The organism is Stenotrophomonas sp. GL_101 (genome assembly GCF_057835675.1).
Genome location: NZ_CM174432.1, coordinates 516,990 through 532,407, shown reverse-complemented (window position 1 = coordinate 532,407; position 15,418 = coordinate 516,990). Strand labels below are relative to the sequence as shown.

Annotated in this window: 12 protein-coding genes; 4 read left to right on the top strand and 8 right to left on the bottom strand. The window is 67.5% G+C overall.

The annotated features are described in order from the left end of the window. Window positions 1–126 precede the first annotated feature (126 nt). Window positions 127–378 (top strand): DUF3297 family protein, encoded by a 252-nt coding sequence (locus AC3IR9_RS02375; protein ID WP_489293802.1) that lies wholly within the window; start codon window positions 127–129, stop codon window positions 376–378. A 151-nt stretch (window positions 379–529) separates the two neighbouring features. Here the strand turns inward: AC3IR9_RS02375 and AC3IR9_RS02370 are convergent, their stop codons facing one another. The 3 genes from AC3IR9_RS02370 to AC3IR9_RS02360 all read right to left on the bottom strand — a co-directional run bounded on the left by AC3IR9_RS02370 (window position 530) and on the right by AC3IR9_RS02360 (window position 3,603). After that, entirely contained in the window at window positions 530–2,173 is a 1,644-nt protein-coding gene (locus AC3IR9_RS02370) for a Na+/H+ antiporter (protein ID WP_489293801.1), read from the bottom strand. Between the two features lie 169 nt (window positions 2,174–2,342). Continuing rightward, a complete protein-coding gene (locus AC3IR9_RS02365) occupies window positions 2,343–3,155 on the bottom strand; it encodes a dioxygenase family protein (protein WP_489293800.1) in 813 nt (270 codons plus the stop codon). A 37-nt stretch (window positions 3,156–3,192) separates the two neighbouring features. Continuing rightward, window positions 3,193–3,603, bottom strand: coding sequence for a DoxX family protein (locus AC3IR9_RS02360; RefSeq protein WP_489293799.1), 411 nt, complete (start codon window positions 3,601–3,603; stop codon window positions 3,193–3,195). 96 nt (window positions 3,604–3,699) lie between these two features. Here AC3IR9_RS02360 and AC3IR9_RS02355 point away from each other — a divergent pair, with 96 nt between their 5' ends. Beyond that, complete coding sequence (locus AC3IR9_RS02355) at window positions 3,700–4,581, top strand: LysR family transcriptional regulator (protein WP_489293797.1); 882 nt, start codon at window positions 3,700–3,702, stop codon at window positions 4,579–4,581. A gap of 25 nt (window positions 4,582–4,606) precedes the next feature. Here the strand turns inward: AC3IR9_RS02355 and AC3IR9_RS02350 are convergent, their stop codons facing one another. Then, window positions 4,607–7,558 (bottom strand): bifunctional diguanylate cyclase/phosphodiesterase, encoded by a 2,952-nt coding sequence (locus tag AC3IR9_RS02350; protein ID WP_489293796.1) that lies wholly within the window; start codon window positions 7,556–7,558, stop codon window positions 4,607–4,609. Window positions 7,559–7,867: 309 nt separating this feature from the next. Between AC3IR9_RS02350 and AC3IR9_RS02345 the strand changes: the two genes are divergently transcribed. Both AC3IR9_RS02345 and AC3IR9_RS02340 read left to right on the top strand, forming a co-directional pair. After that, window positions 7,868–9,988: a M13 family metallopeptidase gene (locus tag AC3IR9_RS02345; protein WP_489293795.1), complete on the top strand. Its 2,121-nt coding sequence runs from the start codon at window positions 7,868–7,870 to the stop codon at window positions 9,986–9,988. A 411-nt stretch (window positions 9,989–10,399) separates the two neighbouring features. Further along, on the top strand, window positions 10,400–11,014 hold the full coding sequence (locus tag AC3IR9_RS02340; RefSeq protein ID WP_489293793.1) for a hypothetical protein: 615 nt from the start codon (window positions 10,400–10,402) through the stop codon (window positions 11,012–11,014). 39 nt (window positions 11,015–11,053) lie between these two features. Here AC3IR9_RS02340 and AC3IR9_RS02335 read toward each other — a convergent pair whose 3' ends face one another. The 4 genes from AC3IR9_RS02335 to AC3IR9_RS02320 all read right to left on the bottom strand — a co-directional run bounded on the left by AC3IR9_RS02335 (window position 11,054) and on the right by AC3IR9_RS02320 (window position 15,366). After that, window positions 11,054–11,398, bottom strand: a complete 345-nt coding sequence (locus tag AC3IR9_RS02335; protein WP_489293792.1) for a hypothetical protein — start codon at window positions 11,396–11,398, stop codon at window positions 11,054–11,056. A 31-nt stretch (window positions 11,399–11,429) separates the two neighbouring features. Further along, window positions 11,430–12,203, bottom strand: coding sequence for a LytR/AlgR family response regulator transcription factor (locus AC3IR9_RS02330; RefSeq protein ID WP_489293791.1), 774 nt, complete (start codon window positions 12,201–12,203; stop codon window positions 11,430–11,432). Further along, on the bottom strand, window positions 12,193–13,452 hold the full coding sequence (locus AC3IR9_RS02325; RefSeq protein ID WP_489295668.1) for a sensor histidine kinase: 1,260 nt from the start codon (window positions 13,450–13,452) through the stop codon (window positions 12,193–12,195). Before AC3IR9_RS02325 ends, AC3IR9_RS02330 begins: the two co-directional genes overlap by 11 nt. A 264-nt stretch (window positions 13,453–13,716) precedes the next feature. Next, on the bottom strand, window positions 13,717–15,366 hold the full coding sequence (locus AC3IR9_RS02320; protein ID WP_489293789.1) for a M28 family metallopeptidase: 1,650 nt from the start codon (window positions 15,364–15,366) through the stop codon (window positions 13,717–13,719). Window positions 15,367–15,418 lie beyond the last annotated feature (52 nt).

The following is a 15,418-nucleotide window of genomic DNA, read 5'->3' as shown; positions in this document are numbered from 1 at the left end:
CTGGAGACAGGCGGGCATTCTGCCGTGCGGGGGCGTTGGCAGGAAGCGAAATTCGGCCACGGACGCTGCGCGGTTTATCCTGTGCGCCTAGAAGGTGGCCGTGGTGGCCATCAGCACCCGATGACCATGAGCGATATCCCTCCCGATCACCTGGCGATCAACCCGGCCAGCCCCTTCCATGATGCCGCTGCGCTGGAACGCGGCGTCGGCATCCGTTTCAACGATGTCGAGCGCGACAACGTCGAAGAATATTCGGTCAGCGAAGGCTGGATCCGCGTGCAGGCCGGCAAGGCCCGCGATCGTCGCGGCAACCCGATGACCATCAAGATCAAGGGCACCGTCGTGGCGTATTACCTGGAGCAGAAGCCCGAGGCCTGAGTGGCCAACCGACCAACGGTCGGTTGCTACCGGGGGAATACCGACGCCTGAGTGGTCAACCGACCAACGGTCGGTTGCCACCGGGGAATGTCGGCGCCCGAGCGTTCAACCGGGGCATGCGGTAGCGCCCGACCGTGGGTCGGGCGGCCGTTCAATCGCGTTGCCGCGTTTCCAGCAGGTCCAGGTTGCGGATCAGCTTGCGCGATACCTCGTCGGAAATCTGGCCGCGCCGGGTCAGGCGGAACAGTTCCTCGCGCTCGGCGGTCAGCCCGGCACCGCGCAGCTGACGGTAGCCCTGCTCCATCCGCTGCACCTTTTCCGGGTCCGCATCCGGGCCCTCGTCCTTTTCCAGGTTGCGCTGGTACAGCAGGCTCACCCGCGAGGCAGCGTCGTTGTACAGCTGCACGTTCTCGGTGGTCTGGTTCTGCACCAGCTGCTGGCGCTTGCGCTCGACCCCGGCCAGGGCGGCCTTGGACGCCAGCCGACGGGCCAGGTCCTCGGCCTTGCGCTCGCCCGAATCGGCCGGCAGCTCCAGGCCCTTCAACAGCCGTGGCAACGCCACGCTGGCGCCCACCAGCGAGAACAGGATCACCGCCGCGGCCAGGAAGATCACCAGATCACGTGCCGGGAACGCACTGCCATCGGGCAGGAACAACGGCAGGGTCAGCACGCCGGCCAGGGTGATCGCACCGCGCACCCCGGCCACCGAGGTCGCCACCACGATGCGCCAGGAAGTACCCTGCCCGGCTTCGCCACGGTGGCGCGCGCGCAGCAGGCTCCAGCGCAGCGACAGCCACACCCACGCCAGCCGCAGCACCACCAGGGTCAGGTTGATCACCACCACGTACACCAGCAGCCACCACGCACTGTGGTGGCCGCTCTCGCTGACCGTGGTGATCGCGCGCTCGACAATCCCCGGCAGCTGTTCGCCCAGCAGCACGAACATGATGCCGTTGAAGCTGAACTGCAGCATCCCCCACACCGCCGCACGCTGCACGCGCATGCTGCCGGACACGCGGCCGGTCATCTCCACGTAGCTCATGGTGATGCCGGCGGCCACCGCCGAGAGGATGCCGGAGGCATTGGCCTCTTCGGCCAGCAGGTAGGCCGCGAAGGGAATCAGCAGGTTGACCAGCAGCGCCGCGCCCGGCTCTTCGCCGAAACGCCGCCACAGCCAGCGCTGGAAGGTGGACACGCCCAGGGTGACCGCCACGCCGATCACCAGCCCGGCCAGCGCCACCCACAGGAAGGTCAATGACGCGGTGGCCAGCGAGAACGTCCCGGTCATGACCGCCGCCACCGCGAAGCGGAAGCAGACCAGGCCGGAGGCATCGTTCAACAACGACTCGCCTTCCAGGATGTGCATCAGCCGCTTGGGAATGGGCGCGCGCGAGGCGATCGAGCTGACCGCCACCGGGTCGGTCGGGGAGATGATCGCCGCCAGCGCGAAGGCCACCGCCAGCGGCATCACCGGGATCATCCAGTGGATCAGGAAACCGGCGCCGATCACCGTGAACACCACCAGCCCGAAGGCCAGCTCCAGGATCACGCCCTTGTCGCGGAACAGGCCCTGTTTGGGAATGCGCCAGCCGTCCAGGAACAGCAGCGGCGGCAGGAACAGCAGGAAGAACATCTCCGGTTCCAGCGCGTGGCCACGGTTGAAGACCCCGGCGATCACCGCGCCCAGGCCGATCTGCACCAACGGCAGCGGTAGTGACAGCGGCAGTACCCGAACCAGGTAACCGCTGGCGACCACGGCCACCAGCATGGCCAGGACGACTTCGATGGTATGCATGCATTTTCCAGAAGACAGCGCGGGGGAGGCTGCAGGCAGCCGGCGCCGGAAACTGCAAAAAAACTACCACACCCGCCCGCCTGCGCGAATGGCGGGCACGCGCCTGGCTCAGTCCGTGGACAGCCGCCGGGCGCTGCGCCGCACGCTGGAACCGGCGCCCCTCACTGCATCAACGGGTGGCCGAAGCCCGCGCATCGGCGCCGTCGAAGCGGTAAATGTCCATCGCCAGGAAGCCGCCATCGATGCCCGCATCGATACGCTGCGCGCCCAGTACATCGCCACCGGCCGCACCCATCGCCAGGTGCAGCGGCTGCAGGTGCTCATCGCTGGGGTGGGCCTGCACCGCATGCGGCGCACGCGCGCGGTAGTCCAGCAATGCAGCGCTGTCGTCGGCCTGCAGGCGCTGTTCCACCCATTGGATGAAGGGGCGCACATAGGGCGCTTCCTTGCCGTCCTCGTAGCGGCGCCAGTCGTGCAGGTTGTGGGTGATGCTGCCCGAGCCGATCACCAGCACGCCCTGCTCGCGCAGCGGCGCCAGTGCGCGGCCCAGCGCGAACTGGTGGGCCGGGCCGAGCAGCGGCTGGATCGCCAGCGGGACCACCGGGATGTCGGCCTGCGGGTACAGGAAGCGCAGCGGCACCCAGGCGCCATGGTCCAGGCCACGGTTGCGGTCGACCACCGTCGGCAGACCGGCCGCATCCAGGCGTGCGGCAACCTCGGCGGCCAACGCCGGGTCACCCACCGCCGGGTACTGCAGGTCGAACAACGCCTGCGGGAACCCACCGAAGTCGTGGAGGGTGGGCGGTTGCGCGTGCCCGCCCACGGCCGGTTGGTGGGTAAGCCAATGCGCCGACGCCATCACGATCGCGCGCGGACGCGGCAACTGCGCGGCCAGCGCGGCCAGGCGTTCACCGACCGGGCCCGGGTCGAGCGCGGTCATCGGCGAACCATGGGAGATGTACAGCGAAGGCAGACGGGACATCAAAGGCTCCAGGAGAGGGTCATCGAACAGGTAATACTCAGCGCGAGGCCAGCGTCCAGCGGCCATCGCCGATGCAGAACAGCACCAGCAACGCCAGCGCCCAGAACGCCGGGTACTCCCAGCCACCGCCGGCATTGGCGAAGCTGAAGCCGTTGGCACCGTGCACGCTGACAATCGTGCCCAGCAGCAGCGGTACCCCCAGCAGGCCGATCCAGCGTGCGTAGACGCCGAGCAGCAGCGAGGCGGCAAGCGTCAGCTCCAGCGCCATGGCCAGGTAGCCGAGCGCGCCGGGCAGGCCGAGCGACTGGAAGTAGGCGGCCGTACCGGCCGGGGTGAACACCAGCAGCTTGGTCAGGCCATGGACCAGGAACAACACGCCCAGGCCCCAGCGCAGCAGGGCCGGGCCGACACCGGCCAAGGCCGGGGGTGCAACAAAGGGAGTACGCATGGGACACCTCGACGAATAGGATGAGGCCATGCTATTGCGCCCACGACGGGCGATAAATACGATCAATCGACGCTGTTTATTACAGGAATCGCAACAATGGACACCCTGGACGCGATGCGTGTGTTTGTGGCGGTGGTCGAGCGCAACGGCTTCAGCGCCGCCGCGCAGGCGTTGGACCTGTCCACCGCCGGGGTCACCCGCCAGGTGGCCGCGCTGGAAAAACGCCTTTCCACCCGCCTGCTCAACCGCACCACCCGCCGGGTCAGCCCTACCAGCACCGGCGCGGCGTACTACGCGCAATGCGTGCAGCTGCTGGCGCAGTTCGACGCACTGGAAGCGGGCATTGGCGCACAGGCGCTGGCGCCCTCCGGCCTGCTGCGGGTGAATGCCCCGGTCAGCTATGGCATCGCCCGCCTGGGCCCATTGCTGGCCGGCTATCGCGCCCGTCACCCGCAGGTGCAGCTGGACCTGTCGCTGTCCGACCGGCTGGTGGACATGGTCGAAGAAGGCTTTGACGTGGCCATCCGCATCACCCGCCAACCGAACCCGGCGTTGATCGCGCGCCAGCTGGCCAGCGCCCACATCACCCTGTGCGCGGCGCCGGCCTACCTGGATGCGCACGGGCGCCCGCAGCAGCCCGAAGACCTGGCCGCACACCAGTGCCTGGGTTACAGCTACTGGGGCGGCGGCGACAGCTGGCAGCTGCGCGGCCCGCGCGGCGAGGTATCGGTGGCGGTGCGCGGCGGGTTGCGCGCCAACAACGGCGATGTGCTGCGCGAAGCGGCGCTGGCCGGCATGGGCATCATCGTGCAACCGGACTTCCTCATCGCCGACGCCCTTGCCGATGGCCGCCTGGAGCGCGTGCTCCCCGAGTGGGACATCGCGCCGGTCGGCATTTTCGCCGTCTACACCAGCCGCAACCATCTCGCACCGAAGGTGCGCAGTTTCATCGATTATCTGGTGGAAGCGCTGGGGTAAAGGGATAGCCGACCAACGGTCGGCTCTACAGGGCTTCGGCGGTTTCCAGCCGCGTAATCACCTGCGCCAGCGGCGATGGCCGCCCCAGCAGGTAGCCCTGCACCTGGTCGCAGCCGTGCGCGGCCAGCCACTGGTGCTGGCCCGGGGTTTCCACGCCTTCGGCGATCACCGTCAAGCCCATGCTGTGGCCCAGCGACAACAGCGCGCGGCAGATCGAGGCATTGCGCGGGTTGGTTTCCACGTCGGCCACAAAGCTGCGATCGATCTTCAGGACGTCCAGCGGCAGGTGCTGCAGGTAGGACATGTTGGAATACCCCGTGCCGAAATCATCCAGCGAAATACAGATGCCCTGCTCATGCAGGCGCTGCATGGTCTGCTTGGCCTGGGCCGGCTTGCGCATCAGGCTGCTCTCGGTCAACTCCACCTGCAACGCGCCGCGCGCCAGCCCGAACTCCTGGCTGGCCCGGGCGAACTCGGCCACCAGGTCGCTGTTGAAGAACTGCACCGCCGACACGTTCACCGCGATCGGCAGCGGCCAACCGGCATCCACCAACTGACGCTGCGCCTGCGCTGCCGCACGGATCACCCACCGGCCCAGCGCCAGGATCAGCCCGGTGTCTTCGCACAGCTGGATGAATTCCCCCGGTGCGATGAAGCTGCCATCGGCCTGTGGCCAGCGCAGCAACGCCTCCAGTGCCGCCGGCGTGCCATCGGCGGCATGGCAGATCGGCTGGAAATACAGCTGGAATTCGTTGTCGATCGCCGTGTGGATCCGCCCGGCCAGGCGCAGCCGTTCGGCCAGGCGTGAGGTCACCGTATGGTCGAACCAGGCAAGCACACTGCCGTCGTCGCGCGCGGCATGCGCGGCCTGCGCGGCCATGCCGATCACCTGCTCGGCACCGAGCACATCACCGTCGAACTTCACCGCCACGCCGATCCGCGGCTCGAACTGGTGCAGCCAGTCCTGCCCGCGTACCGGCTCGGACACGGTCTGTACCAGGGTATCCAGCGCCGTCTGGCGCTGATGGTCATCGCGGATGGCAAAGATGAAATCTTCGGCCGGCTGGAACGCCAACAGCCCGTAGCGCGTGCCCAACCCACCCAGGCGCTTGGCCATCGCCTGCAGCACCACCTCGCCCACCTCGCGGCCCAGCGTATCGGCCACCAGCTGCAGCCCGCGGAACTGCACGTAGGCGATGGTGTAGCCACCGCCCTCTTCATCCAGCTGCGCGGCCAGCGCGCGGGTGTTGAGCAGGCCGGTGGCCGGGTTGTGGGTGGCGTGGTAGGCCAGGTCGCGTTCGTAGGCCAGGCGTTCGCTGATGTCCTCGGCCAGCACCAGGCAGGCCTGGCGGCCGTCGAAATCCAGTCGCGACAGATGCGTGCGCACCTCGAACAAGGTGCCGTCCCTGCGCCGGTGGATGCGCACTTTGGCATCCTGCACTTCGCCGACGCCGGTACTGTCGACCGCCCCGCGAATCTCGTCCCAGCCTTCGCGCGGGCGGATGTCCAGGATGCTCATCGCCAGGAATTCATCGCGGCTGTAGCCGTACTGCTTCACCGCCGCTTCGTTGACCTCCAGGAAGCGCAGCGTGTCCGGGTCGAACACCCAGAACGGCGCCGGATTGCGGTCGAACAACAGCCGGAACTGGCGTTCGGCCTGCTGCACCCGGGCCAGCGCATGCACCCGCTCGCTCACGTCGGTGAGCGCGCCGATCATGCGCCGCTGCCGGTCCACCACCGCTACCCGCTGGCCGCGCGCGGAAACCCAGCGCACGACGCCGCCGGGCAGCACCACCCGGAACATTTCATCGAGCACGCCATTGCCGGCGAACGCATTGTCGAACGCCATCTGCATGCGCTCGGCATCGTCGCGGTGCACGCGGGCGAAGAACGCGGCCACCGGCAGGCTTTCGATGTCGATCCCGAAGATCTGCCGCGCCAACGGCGACCAGCGCAGCAGCGAGGCATCCTCGTCCACGTACCACGTACAGACCTTGCCGACCTGGTGGGCCATCAGCAGCTCGGCGTGCCCGGTGCGCAGTTCCTCGGTCAGCGCATCCTGGCTGCAGGTGGCACGGCGCAGGCTCACATACACCACCGCGAACACCCCCCAGTACAGCAGGAACAGCGCCACCGACGCCTGCACGTACGGCCACCACAGAGCCAACACATCCTCGCGCCCAAGGCCGGCATACACCGCGACCGGATACTGGCCCAGCGTGGTCAGGGTAGAGATGCGTTCGACGTTGTCGATGCTGCTGGTTTCAATGCCCAGCGGGATCACCGCATCGCGACGCAGCATGTCGCGCCTGCCCAGGCTGAAACGCTGGCCGGTCAGGCCGACCGGATCGGGGCTGCGCGCCAGCACCGAGCCCTGCGCGTCGGTGATCGACATGACCCCGTGCTCGCCGGTGTCCAGCCCGCTGATGATCGACTGCAGCTCGCTGGTATGCAGCCGGCTCAGCAGCCAGCGGTCATCGCCCATGCGCAGCGCCAGCGGCAGCACCCAGCGCTGCGCGTTGCGCTGCTGCGGCGGCCCCAGGTACAGCCGGCTCTCGATGCCCCGGTTGGCATCCACTGCCCACAGCGGCAGGTACAGGTCGCCGCTGCCGCTGGTCAGCGCGCGGCCGTGCTGGTCCACCACCACGATGCTGTCCAGCTCGGCATGGCGCTGCAGCACGCCGCCGATGGCATCGTCGAGCAGGTCCGGGGCCTGCACCGGCACCCGTTCGAACAGCAGCGCGCCATCCTCGGCGATGCCCAGCATGGCCCGCTCCAGGTTGCGCAGTTCCAGCCGCAGCAGGCGCTGGGAACCGGCCGCCAGCGCCGAACTCTGGCGCTGCGCCGCTTCCTGGCGCCGCTGGTAATCGTTGGCCAGCATCAAACCCAGCCCGACCGCCAGCAGCACGCCCAGGCTGATGCCCAGCCACACGATGGTGCGCATTGGCCGGGCCAGTGCCGGGTTCAATGCGGGCATTGCCGACCTCTCCCGCTGCGATGGGCTGATTTCATGCGTAAACGCTTCCTGGTGTCCCCCAAACCTGAGCGGCCGACGCCCGGGATTCTTGACCGGCCGATCATCCTGCAACCCCCGCTGCCTGCACCCCATCGGGGCCGCTGCAGAATGCACCAGTGCGTGCGGCACGGAAAGGGCCACAGGCCGGCCCGTGGCGCATGAACAAGCCCGTCACCAGGCACAACCGCAGCGGCGCACCGGCCATGGCAGGCACAAACATGGCCGGCACGGAGGATTAGACTTGGGGTTTTCCCGTTGCCTGAGAAGTCCATGTCCAAGCTGCGCCGCCCTACCCTGATGCTCGCCATCGCCGCCAGCCTGTCGCTGGGCCTGGCCGCCTGCGACCGTGAACCGGCCGCCCCAGGCGCCGCTGCGCCGGACACCGCCAGTGCGGCGCCGGCCGCGCCCACGCCGCAGCTGGGCAGTTTCGGCTTCGATGCCACCGGCATGGACCGCAGCGTTGCCGCCGGTGATGACTTCTTCGGCTTCGCCAACGGCAGCTGGGTGAAGAACACCGAGATTCCGGCCGACCGGTCCAGCTATGGCAGCTTCAACGTCATCGCCGAAAAGACCCTGGCCGACACCCGTGCCATCCTCGAAGGCGCCGCCGCCGATACCCAGGCCAGCGGCGAGACCCGGTTGATCGGCGATTACTACGCCGCCTTCATGGACCAGGCCGGCATCGAATCGCGCGGCGTGGCAGCGGTCACACCGGAACTGGACGCCATCGGCGCAATCGCCGACAAGGCCGCGCTGGCCACCGCACTGGGCGGCACCCTGCGCGCGGACGTGGACCTGCTCAATGCCACCAACTTCTACACCGACCGCCTGTTCGGGGTGTGGGTGTCGGTGGACCTGCTGCAACCCGACCGCAACGCGCCGTACCTGGTACAGGGCGGGCTGGGCCTGCCGGACCGCGATTTCTACCTGCAGGGCGGCCGCATGGCCGAGCTGCGCAAGCAGTACCAGGCCTATATCGCCCAGGTGCTGCAGCTGGCCGGCGTCGCCGACCCGGCTGCCAAGGCGCAGCGCATCCTCGCGCTGGAAACCCGCATCGCCCAGGCCCACGCCACCCAGGAAGAAACCAACGACGTGGCCAAGGGTGCCAATGCCTGGACCCAGGCCGACCTGAGCGCCAAGGCACCGGGCATGGACTGGAACGCCTTCCTGGCCGGCGCCAAGCTGGAGGCGCAGCAGGACTTCATCGTGTGGCAGCCCAAGGCGATGGCCGGCATCTCGCGCCTGGTCGCCACCGAGCCGCTGGACGTATGGAAGGACTACCTGGCCTTCCACGCGCTGGACCGCGCCGCGCCGTACCTGCCCAAGTCGTTCGCCGACGCGCGCTTCGCCTTCCGCGGCACGGCCCTCAACGGCACCCCGCAGCAGAGCGATCGCTGGAAGCGCGCGGTGGACGACAGCAACCATGCCGTCGGCGAGGCCATCGGCAAGCTGTACGTGGAACGCCACTTCGACCCGGCCACCAAGGCCCGCGCCGATGAGATGGCCAAGAACATCATCGCCGCCTTCGCCAAGCGCATCGACGCGCTGGCGTGGATGTCCCCGCAGACCAAGGCGCACGCCAAGGCCAAAGTGGCCGGCCTCACCGTCGGCATGGGCTACCCGGACAAGTGGCGCGATTACACCGGCCTGGAGGTCAAGCGCGACGACGCGCTGGGCAACGCCGAGCGCGCCGAGCAGTTCGAGTACCAGCGCAACATCGCCAAGCTGGGCAAGCCGGTGGACCACAGCGAGTGGGCGATGCTGCCGCAGACCATCAACGCGATGAACGTGCCGCTGGAAAACCGCCTGGTATTCCCGGCCGCGATCCTGCAGCCGCCGTTCTTCGATGGCGCTGCCGACGATGCGGTCAACTACGGCGCGATCGGTGCGGTGATCGGCCACGAGATCAGCCACGGCTTCGACAATGCCGGCGCGCAGTTCGATGAAACCGGCAAGCTGCATAACTGGTGGACGGCCGACGACCTGAAGAAATTCAACGCCGCCGGCGATGCACTGGCCGCGCAGTTCAGCAGCTACCAGCCGTTCCCGGGCGTGTCGGTCAATGGCCGCCTGACCCTGGGCGAGAACATCGCCGACGTGGCTGGCCTGGGCACCGCCTACGACGCCTATCAGTTGTCGTTGCAGGGCAAGCCGGCACCGGCCCTGGAAGGCTTCAGCGCCGACCAGCGCTTCTTCCTCGGTTTCGCCCAGGCCTGGCGCAGCAAGGCCCGTGAACAGGCCCTGCGCAACTCACTGCTGACCAACGTGCACGCACCCGGCCAGTTCCGTGCGCTGACCGTGCGCAACCTGGATGCGTGGTACCCCGCCTTCGAGGTCAAGGAAGGCCAGAAGCTGTACCTGGCCCCGGACAAGCGGGTCAAGGTGTGGTGAGCGCTTGCATCGCCTAGCGATGCGCTCGAAAAACGGACGCTGCGGCGTCCGTTTTTTTGCCTGATGCACTGTTGAAGATCACCGTAGCCGGCAACGGTCGGTACCTGCCGCCTGATCGGGCCCATCCGCGCGCAGGCTGCGCGGTCACCTCCGATTCTGGCCGCTGGCGACCCGGGCCGCGCGCCAGGGCGCTCAGCGCGCGTTTCATGTGCATCCGCAGCACGATTTTGCCTGCGACATCTTGTCGCAGGCCACGGGCACGATGCTGCGCCGCACAACCCTTCGCGTATTCAGGAACTGGCGCTGTATGGCCTCGCACGTTCCCCATTGCGCAGCGCAGTGAAAGTGCTAGAACTGAATTCGCCACACGTTCGTCCAATGCGCCGCTGCACGTTCCAGAAGGAGCAGGTCATGATCGCTTTGTTCAAGGGTTTGGGGTTGCTGTTGCAGGACAACGAGCTGTACTCCAGCCCGTTTGAAAAACAAGTCGCGCATTGGCGTAACAAGAGCGAGCATCAGATCCGCGAAGAGGTGGAGGTGCTGGACAAGGCCAAGGGCCAGTGGCTGATGGCCTCCATCGTCGGTTGGCAGGCCGCCTCGTTGTTGATCCTGGGCCTGATCAGCAACTACCTGTGGAAGGACGACTTCCATATCACCTTCACCCGCGTGGTGATCGTGTTCGGCTCGTGGATATCGATCCTGTTCGTGATCTGGTTCATGGCCAACATGTTCGACCATACCGCCGGCTTCGAACGCTGGATGAAAGCCTTCAACAGCCGTGCCCGGATCACCTCCGATGCCGACAGCGTCGAATGCGTGGCCGAAGCGCTGGACATGGCCCAGCTCTACCCGGAAGTGCTCAACTACAAGCAGGTCGTCACCGCCCGCCGCGAGCTGCGCCACGAGGACATCCGCATCATGCGCGAGATCGGCCGCATGAAGCAGCACTCCGAACTGGTCGGCCAGCTCAACCACGTAGGCGAGCAGGACGACCGCAACAACCTGCACCTGCAACCAGCTTACTGACCATCCCGGAAAGCGGGGGGAGCCACAATGCCACCGTGATCAGTCACGGTGGCATTGTTCTTTGCGGAGCGCGCTGACGCATTGGCGGAACCCCGCCGGCAGGCCGGCCATCTGTTCGGTCTTGCCCACGGCCACGCTGAGCAGGTGCAGCGGCGGCTGCGCACACGGGGTGTCGGTACTGCAGCGCGGGTCCAGCACCCGGTAATGGCACTGGCCACTGCTGCTGGCGATGCACGCAAAGCGGGCCACGCCATGCTCGACCGTGGTCTTGCTGTAGAGCGTATCCACCCCATTGGCGCGGATGCGGGTGACGGAGGTGTTGCTGGATTGCTGGCAGGCCGCCAGCGCCAGCAGGCACAGGCTGGCGACGATGGAATTTCGCATACGCGCTCCGGAATGGGTGCTCGAGATGGACTTACATGCCGCGAAACAGGCTCATGAACGGCTGGCTGACGTTGAGCACTTCGCTGCGGTGTTTCAGGCGCAGCTGGCCACGCCCGGTGTCGTCGCGGCTGACCGCCGCCACGGCCGTCATGTTGACGATGGTGGAACGGTGAACCTGTCGGAAGCGCTGCGGGTCCAGCACTTCCAGCAACTCGCGCAGCGGCGTGCGCAGCAGGCTTTCGCCCTGCTCGGTGACCACCGTGGTGTACTTGCTGTCGGCGCGGAAATACACCACGTCTTCGAGCATGATCAGCTGCGTCTCGCGGCCGTTGCTGGCAGTGATCCAGGCCAGCGGCGGCGCGCTGGCGTGCGCGCCCGGTGAGGTGCCCAGGCGTTGCAGCAGGTGCTCCAGCATCGCGTTGTCCGGGCGGCCCTGCTGCATGCGCGTCAGGATCCGCTCGCGGGTCGCCAGCAGGCGCTCGTCGCTGACCGGCTTGAGCAGGTAGTCCATCGCGCCCTGTTCGAAGGCGTCGATGGCGTACTGATCATAGGCCGTCACGAACACCACCTGGGTGCGCGGGCTGATCTCGGGCAATGCGCGGGCCACTTCGATGCCGCTGATGCCCGGCATGCGGATGTCCAGGAAGGCCAGGTCCGGTTTCAGTTCGGCCAGTGTTTCCAGCGCACTGGCACCGTCTTCGCATTCGGCAGCCAGCCGCAGTTCCGGCCACAGGCGCTGCAGTTGCGCCACCAGCGACTGGCGCAGCAGGTCTTCGTCTTCGGCAATGAGTGCATCAAGCTGCATGGATGGCCTCGCGGGCGTCGTAGGGCAAGGTGATGGTCGCCGCCACCCCGCTGGGGAAGTTGGCCACGATCGCCACCCCGGCGCGTTCGCCGCAGGTCAGGCGCAGGCGCTCGCGCAGGTTCTTCAAACCGATCCCGGTACCGCGGGTGCCCTGGCCGAAGCCCAGCCCGTCGTCGGCCACGGTCAGGGTGACGTGGTCGTCGAACGCGCGCGCGATGATCCAGACCGTGCCGCCGCCGGGCTTGGCTTCCAGCCCATGCTTGATCGCATTTTCCACCAGCGTCTGCAGCGCCATCGATGGCAGCGGCAGGCTGTGCAGTGCCGGCGGTACATCCACCTGCAGCGCCAGGCGCGCACCCATGCGGATCTTCAGGATCTCCAGGTAGGCCTGGGTGCGGTCCAGCTCCACGCCCAGGGTGGACATCGACTCTTCCACGCTGGGCAGCGAGCTGCGCAGGTACTGGATCAAGTGCCCCAGCATCTGGTCGGCACGCGGGGGATCGGTACGGGTCAGCACCTGCGCGTTGGCCAGCGTGTTGTAGAGGAAGTGCGGCTCGACCTGTGCATGCAGCAGGTTGAGCTTGGCCACCGATAGCTCCTTTTCGGTGGCGGTCTGTTCGGCGGCGGCCTGCTCGACGCGGCGCTGCTCGGACACCCGGCGGGTGATCGCCCGGCTGACCGCTTCGGCGTTCTCGTAGTTGCTGCCCTCGTCCACCGCCAGCAGATCGGCCCAGACCCCGGCATCGGGCTCAAACAGCAGGGTCACGCTGCAGGTGCCCTGCCCCGGGGTGACCGTGGCCAGCACGCTGTTGCGGCGGATCGCCAGGCGTGCCGGCAGGTTCCAGCGTGAGGGTGGCCGGCCGTTGTTGGAGTCCACGCGGCGTACGTAGGCGCGCACCTGCAGGCTGCCGGCGGCGCTTTCGATGTCTTCCACGCGTGGCAGTTCGGCGATGGCCGCCTCGACCAGCACGAAGGCCGGGCCGGGGTCCATCGGCAGTTCGATCTGGCGGCGCTGGCGGCTGGACAGGGTGGTGCCGTCCAGGCGCCCGGCGACCAACCAGACCCGGCGGATATGGGTGATGCAGCTCCCGATCGCGGTGACGGCCAGGAACAGCGCCACCAGCCCGAAGACCCACCCCGGGCCTTGATTCATGTCGTGGAACAGGCCACTCCAGACAAAGCCGGCCACGATGATGGCGGCGGCCCAGGCCAACAGGATGCGAAGGATCAGAGCGAGGCTGGCGAACACGGCGGCGTCTTCACGATGGGATGGGGCGAGCATAGCCCTGCCGTGGGCAGGGACAAGCAGGTTGCGACGGAAGCCGCCATTGGCGGGATGAAGCCAGCGCAACGCCGACCGGGGCGCCGGGCGCCGGGCGCCGGAAATCGAAAATCGAAAATCAAAAATCAAAAATCAAAAATCGGTAGAGCCGACTGTTAGTCGGCTGCTGTCCCCCACCGCCACCCAGAACCCCACCGACCTCTATCGGCAGGGTCGGCAGGGCCCCCGGCGCTACCGGCGCTCGGCGGCGCTGGCGTCACGCGGGGCGCGGAACTGCGAGTCTTCGCTCCAGTTCGGCCAGGCGCGGGAGTTGGCCAGCTGGTTACCCAGCGTGTACAGCACCTCCAGGTCGCGCGCGGCGCCGGCAAAGGTCCAGTCCGGCTGCCATTCGTCGCCCTGCTGGTGGTACCGCTTGGCGGTGTAGTCCTCGGATGCCTTCTTGCCGGCGGCCACGCCACCGTCCACCCAGTCCTGGCCGGCCGAATAGGACACCGCCGGCACGCCGCGCTTGGCGAAGGGGAAATGATCGGAGCGGAAGAACAGGCCCGCTTCCGGCTTCGGGTCCGGCGTGTAGCGGATGTCCCAGCCCTTGGCCACGTCCTTGAGCTGGTCCAGCAGTTCCAGCTTGGCCGACCCGTAGATGCCGAAATCACGCGACGGGCTGAACGGTGCCATCCCATCCATGTTGATCACCGCCACGGTCTTGCCCAGCGGGTACAGCGGGTGGCTGGCGTAATACTCCGACCCCAGCAGGCCCTTCTCCTCGGCGGTGACGGCCAGGAACAGCACCGAACGCTCCGGGCGCCTGGCCTTGGCGAAACCACGCGCCAGTTCGATCAGCGAGGCGGTGCCGCTGGCGTTGTCCAACGCGCCGTTGAAGATGCGGTCGCCCCGCGCATCGGGCTCGCCCACCCCGATGTGGTCCCAGTGCGCGCTGTACACCACGGTCTCATCGGGATGCCGGCTGCCTTCCAGGCGTGCGGCCACGTTGTGCGAGGTGATCACCTCGGTCTTGACCGCGTACTTGGCCGAGAAGGTTTCGCCCTTCAGTTCCACCGGCTTGAAATCGCGGGTCTGCGCCTGCTGCTTGAGCGTCTCGAAATCCAGCCCGGCGCGCTTGAACAGATCCACCGCCAGGTCGCGCTGGATCCAGCCCTCCAACAGCGGATGCGCCTCGGCCGGGTTGTCGCGGACCACGTCGAACATGGTGTTGGTGTTGGAGCCGGCCACCGTGGCCCAGCCGTAGGAGGCCGGTGCGGTTTCATGCACGATCAGCACGCCGAGCGCGCCCTGGCGTGCGCCTTCTTCGTACTTGTAGGTCCAACGACCGTAGTAGGTCATGCCCTTGCCGTCGAAGTCGCCTTTGCCGCTTTCAAAATCCGGGTCGTTGATCAGCACCACCGCGATCTTGCCCTTCAGGTCCACGCCCTTGAAGTCGTCCCAGTGGCGCTCGGGCGCCTTGACGCCGTAGCCGAGGAACACCAGCGGCGCATTGGCGATATCCACGTCGGTGGCGCCATTCATGGCCGCGCGCACCGCGATTTCCTTGCCCTGGGCGAGTGCCTGCGGCTTGCCCTTGCTGGCCAGCGACAGGCTCGGGGTACCGACGATGTCGCCCTTGCGCAGCGGCACGGCCTGGGTCCACAGGCGCTTGCCGTCCTTCAGGTCGCCACCGGGCTGCAGGCCGGCCGCGGCAAACTGCGCGCTCAGGTAGGCGATGGTTTTCTGTTCCCCCGCGGTGGCCGGCGAGCGGCCTTCGTAGGCATCGGAAGCCAGTTCCTTGACGTCCGCGGAAATCCGCGCGCCATCGAATTTCGGTGTTGCCGCCATCAGGGCGCTGGACACCGACAGGGCCAGTACGCTCAATACCACTCGTTTCATCGCTCTCTCCAGCACAGGGACCACGTAGCCCCCGAGTGTACGGTAGCGCGGG

What these genes read in the sequence shown, in the direction of transcription:
- AC3IR9_RS02375 (WP_489293802.1), top strand. Translation starts at nt 127, where the DNA reads ATGAGCGATATCCCTCCCGATCACCTGGCGATCAACCCGGCCAGCCCC.
- AC3IR9_RS02370 (WP_489293801.1), bottom strand. Translation starts at nt 2,173, where the DNA reads ATGCATACCATCGAAGTCGTCCTGGCCATGCTGGTGGCCGTGGTCGCC.
- AC3IR9_RS02365 (WP_489293800.1), bottom strand. Translation starts at nt 3,155, where the DNA reads ATGTCCCGTCTGCCTTCGCTGTACATCTCCCATGGTTCGCCGATGACC.
- AC3IR9_RS02360 (WP_489293799.1), bottom strand. Translation starts at nt 3,603, where the DNA reads ATGCGTACTCCCTTTGTTGCACCCCCGGCCTTGGCCGGTGTCGGCCCG.
- AC3IR9_RS02355 (WP_489293797.1), top strand. Translation starts at nt 3,700, where the DNA reads ATGGACACCCTGGACGCGATGCGTGTGTTTGTGGCGGTGGTCGAGCGC.
- AC3IR9_RS02350 (WP_489293796.1), bottom strand. Translation starts at nt 7,558, where the DNA reads ATGCCCGCATTGAACCCGGCACTGGCCCGGCCAATGCGCACCATCGTG.
- AC3IR9_RS02345 (WP_489293795.1), top strand. Translation starts at nt 7,868, where the DNA reads ATGTCCAAGCTGCGCCGCCCTACCCTGATGCTCGCCATCGCCGCCAGC.
- AC3IR9_RS02340 (WP_489293793.1), top strand. Translation starts at nt 10,400, where the DNA reads ATGATCGCTTTGTTCAAGGGTTTGGGGTTGCTGTTGCAGGACAACGAG.
- AC3IR9_RS02335 (WP_489293792.1), bottom strand. Translation starts at nt 11,398, where the DNA reads ATGCGAAATTCCATCGTCGCCAGCCTGTGCCTGCTGGCGCTGGCGGCC.
- AC3IR9_RS02330 (WP_489293791.1), bottom strand. Translation starts at nt 12,203, where the DNA reads ATGCAGCTTGATGCACTCATTGCCGAAGACGAAGACCTGCTGCGCCAG.
- AC3IR9_RS02320 (WP_489293789.1), bottom strand. Translation starts at nt 15,366, where the DNA reads ATGAAACGAGTGGTATTGAGCGTACTGGCCCTGTCGGTGTCCAGCGCC.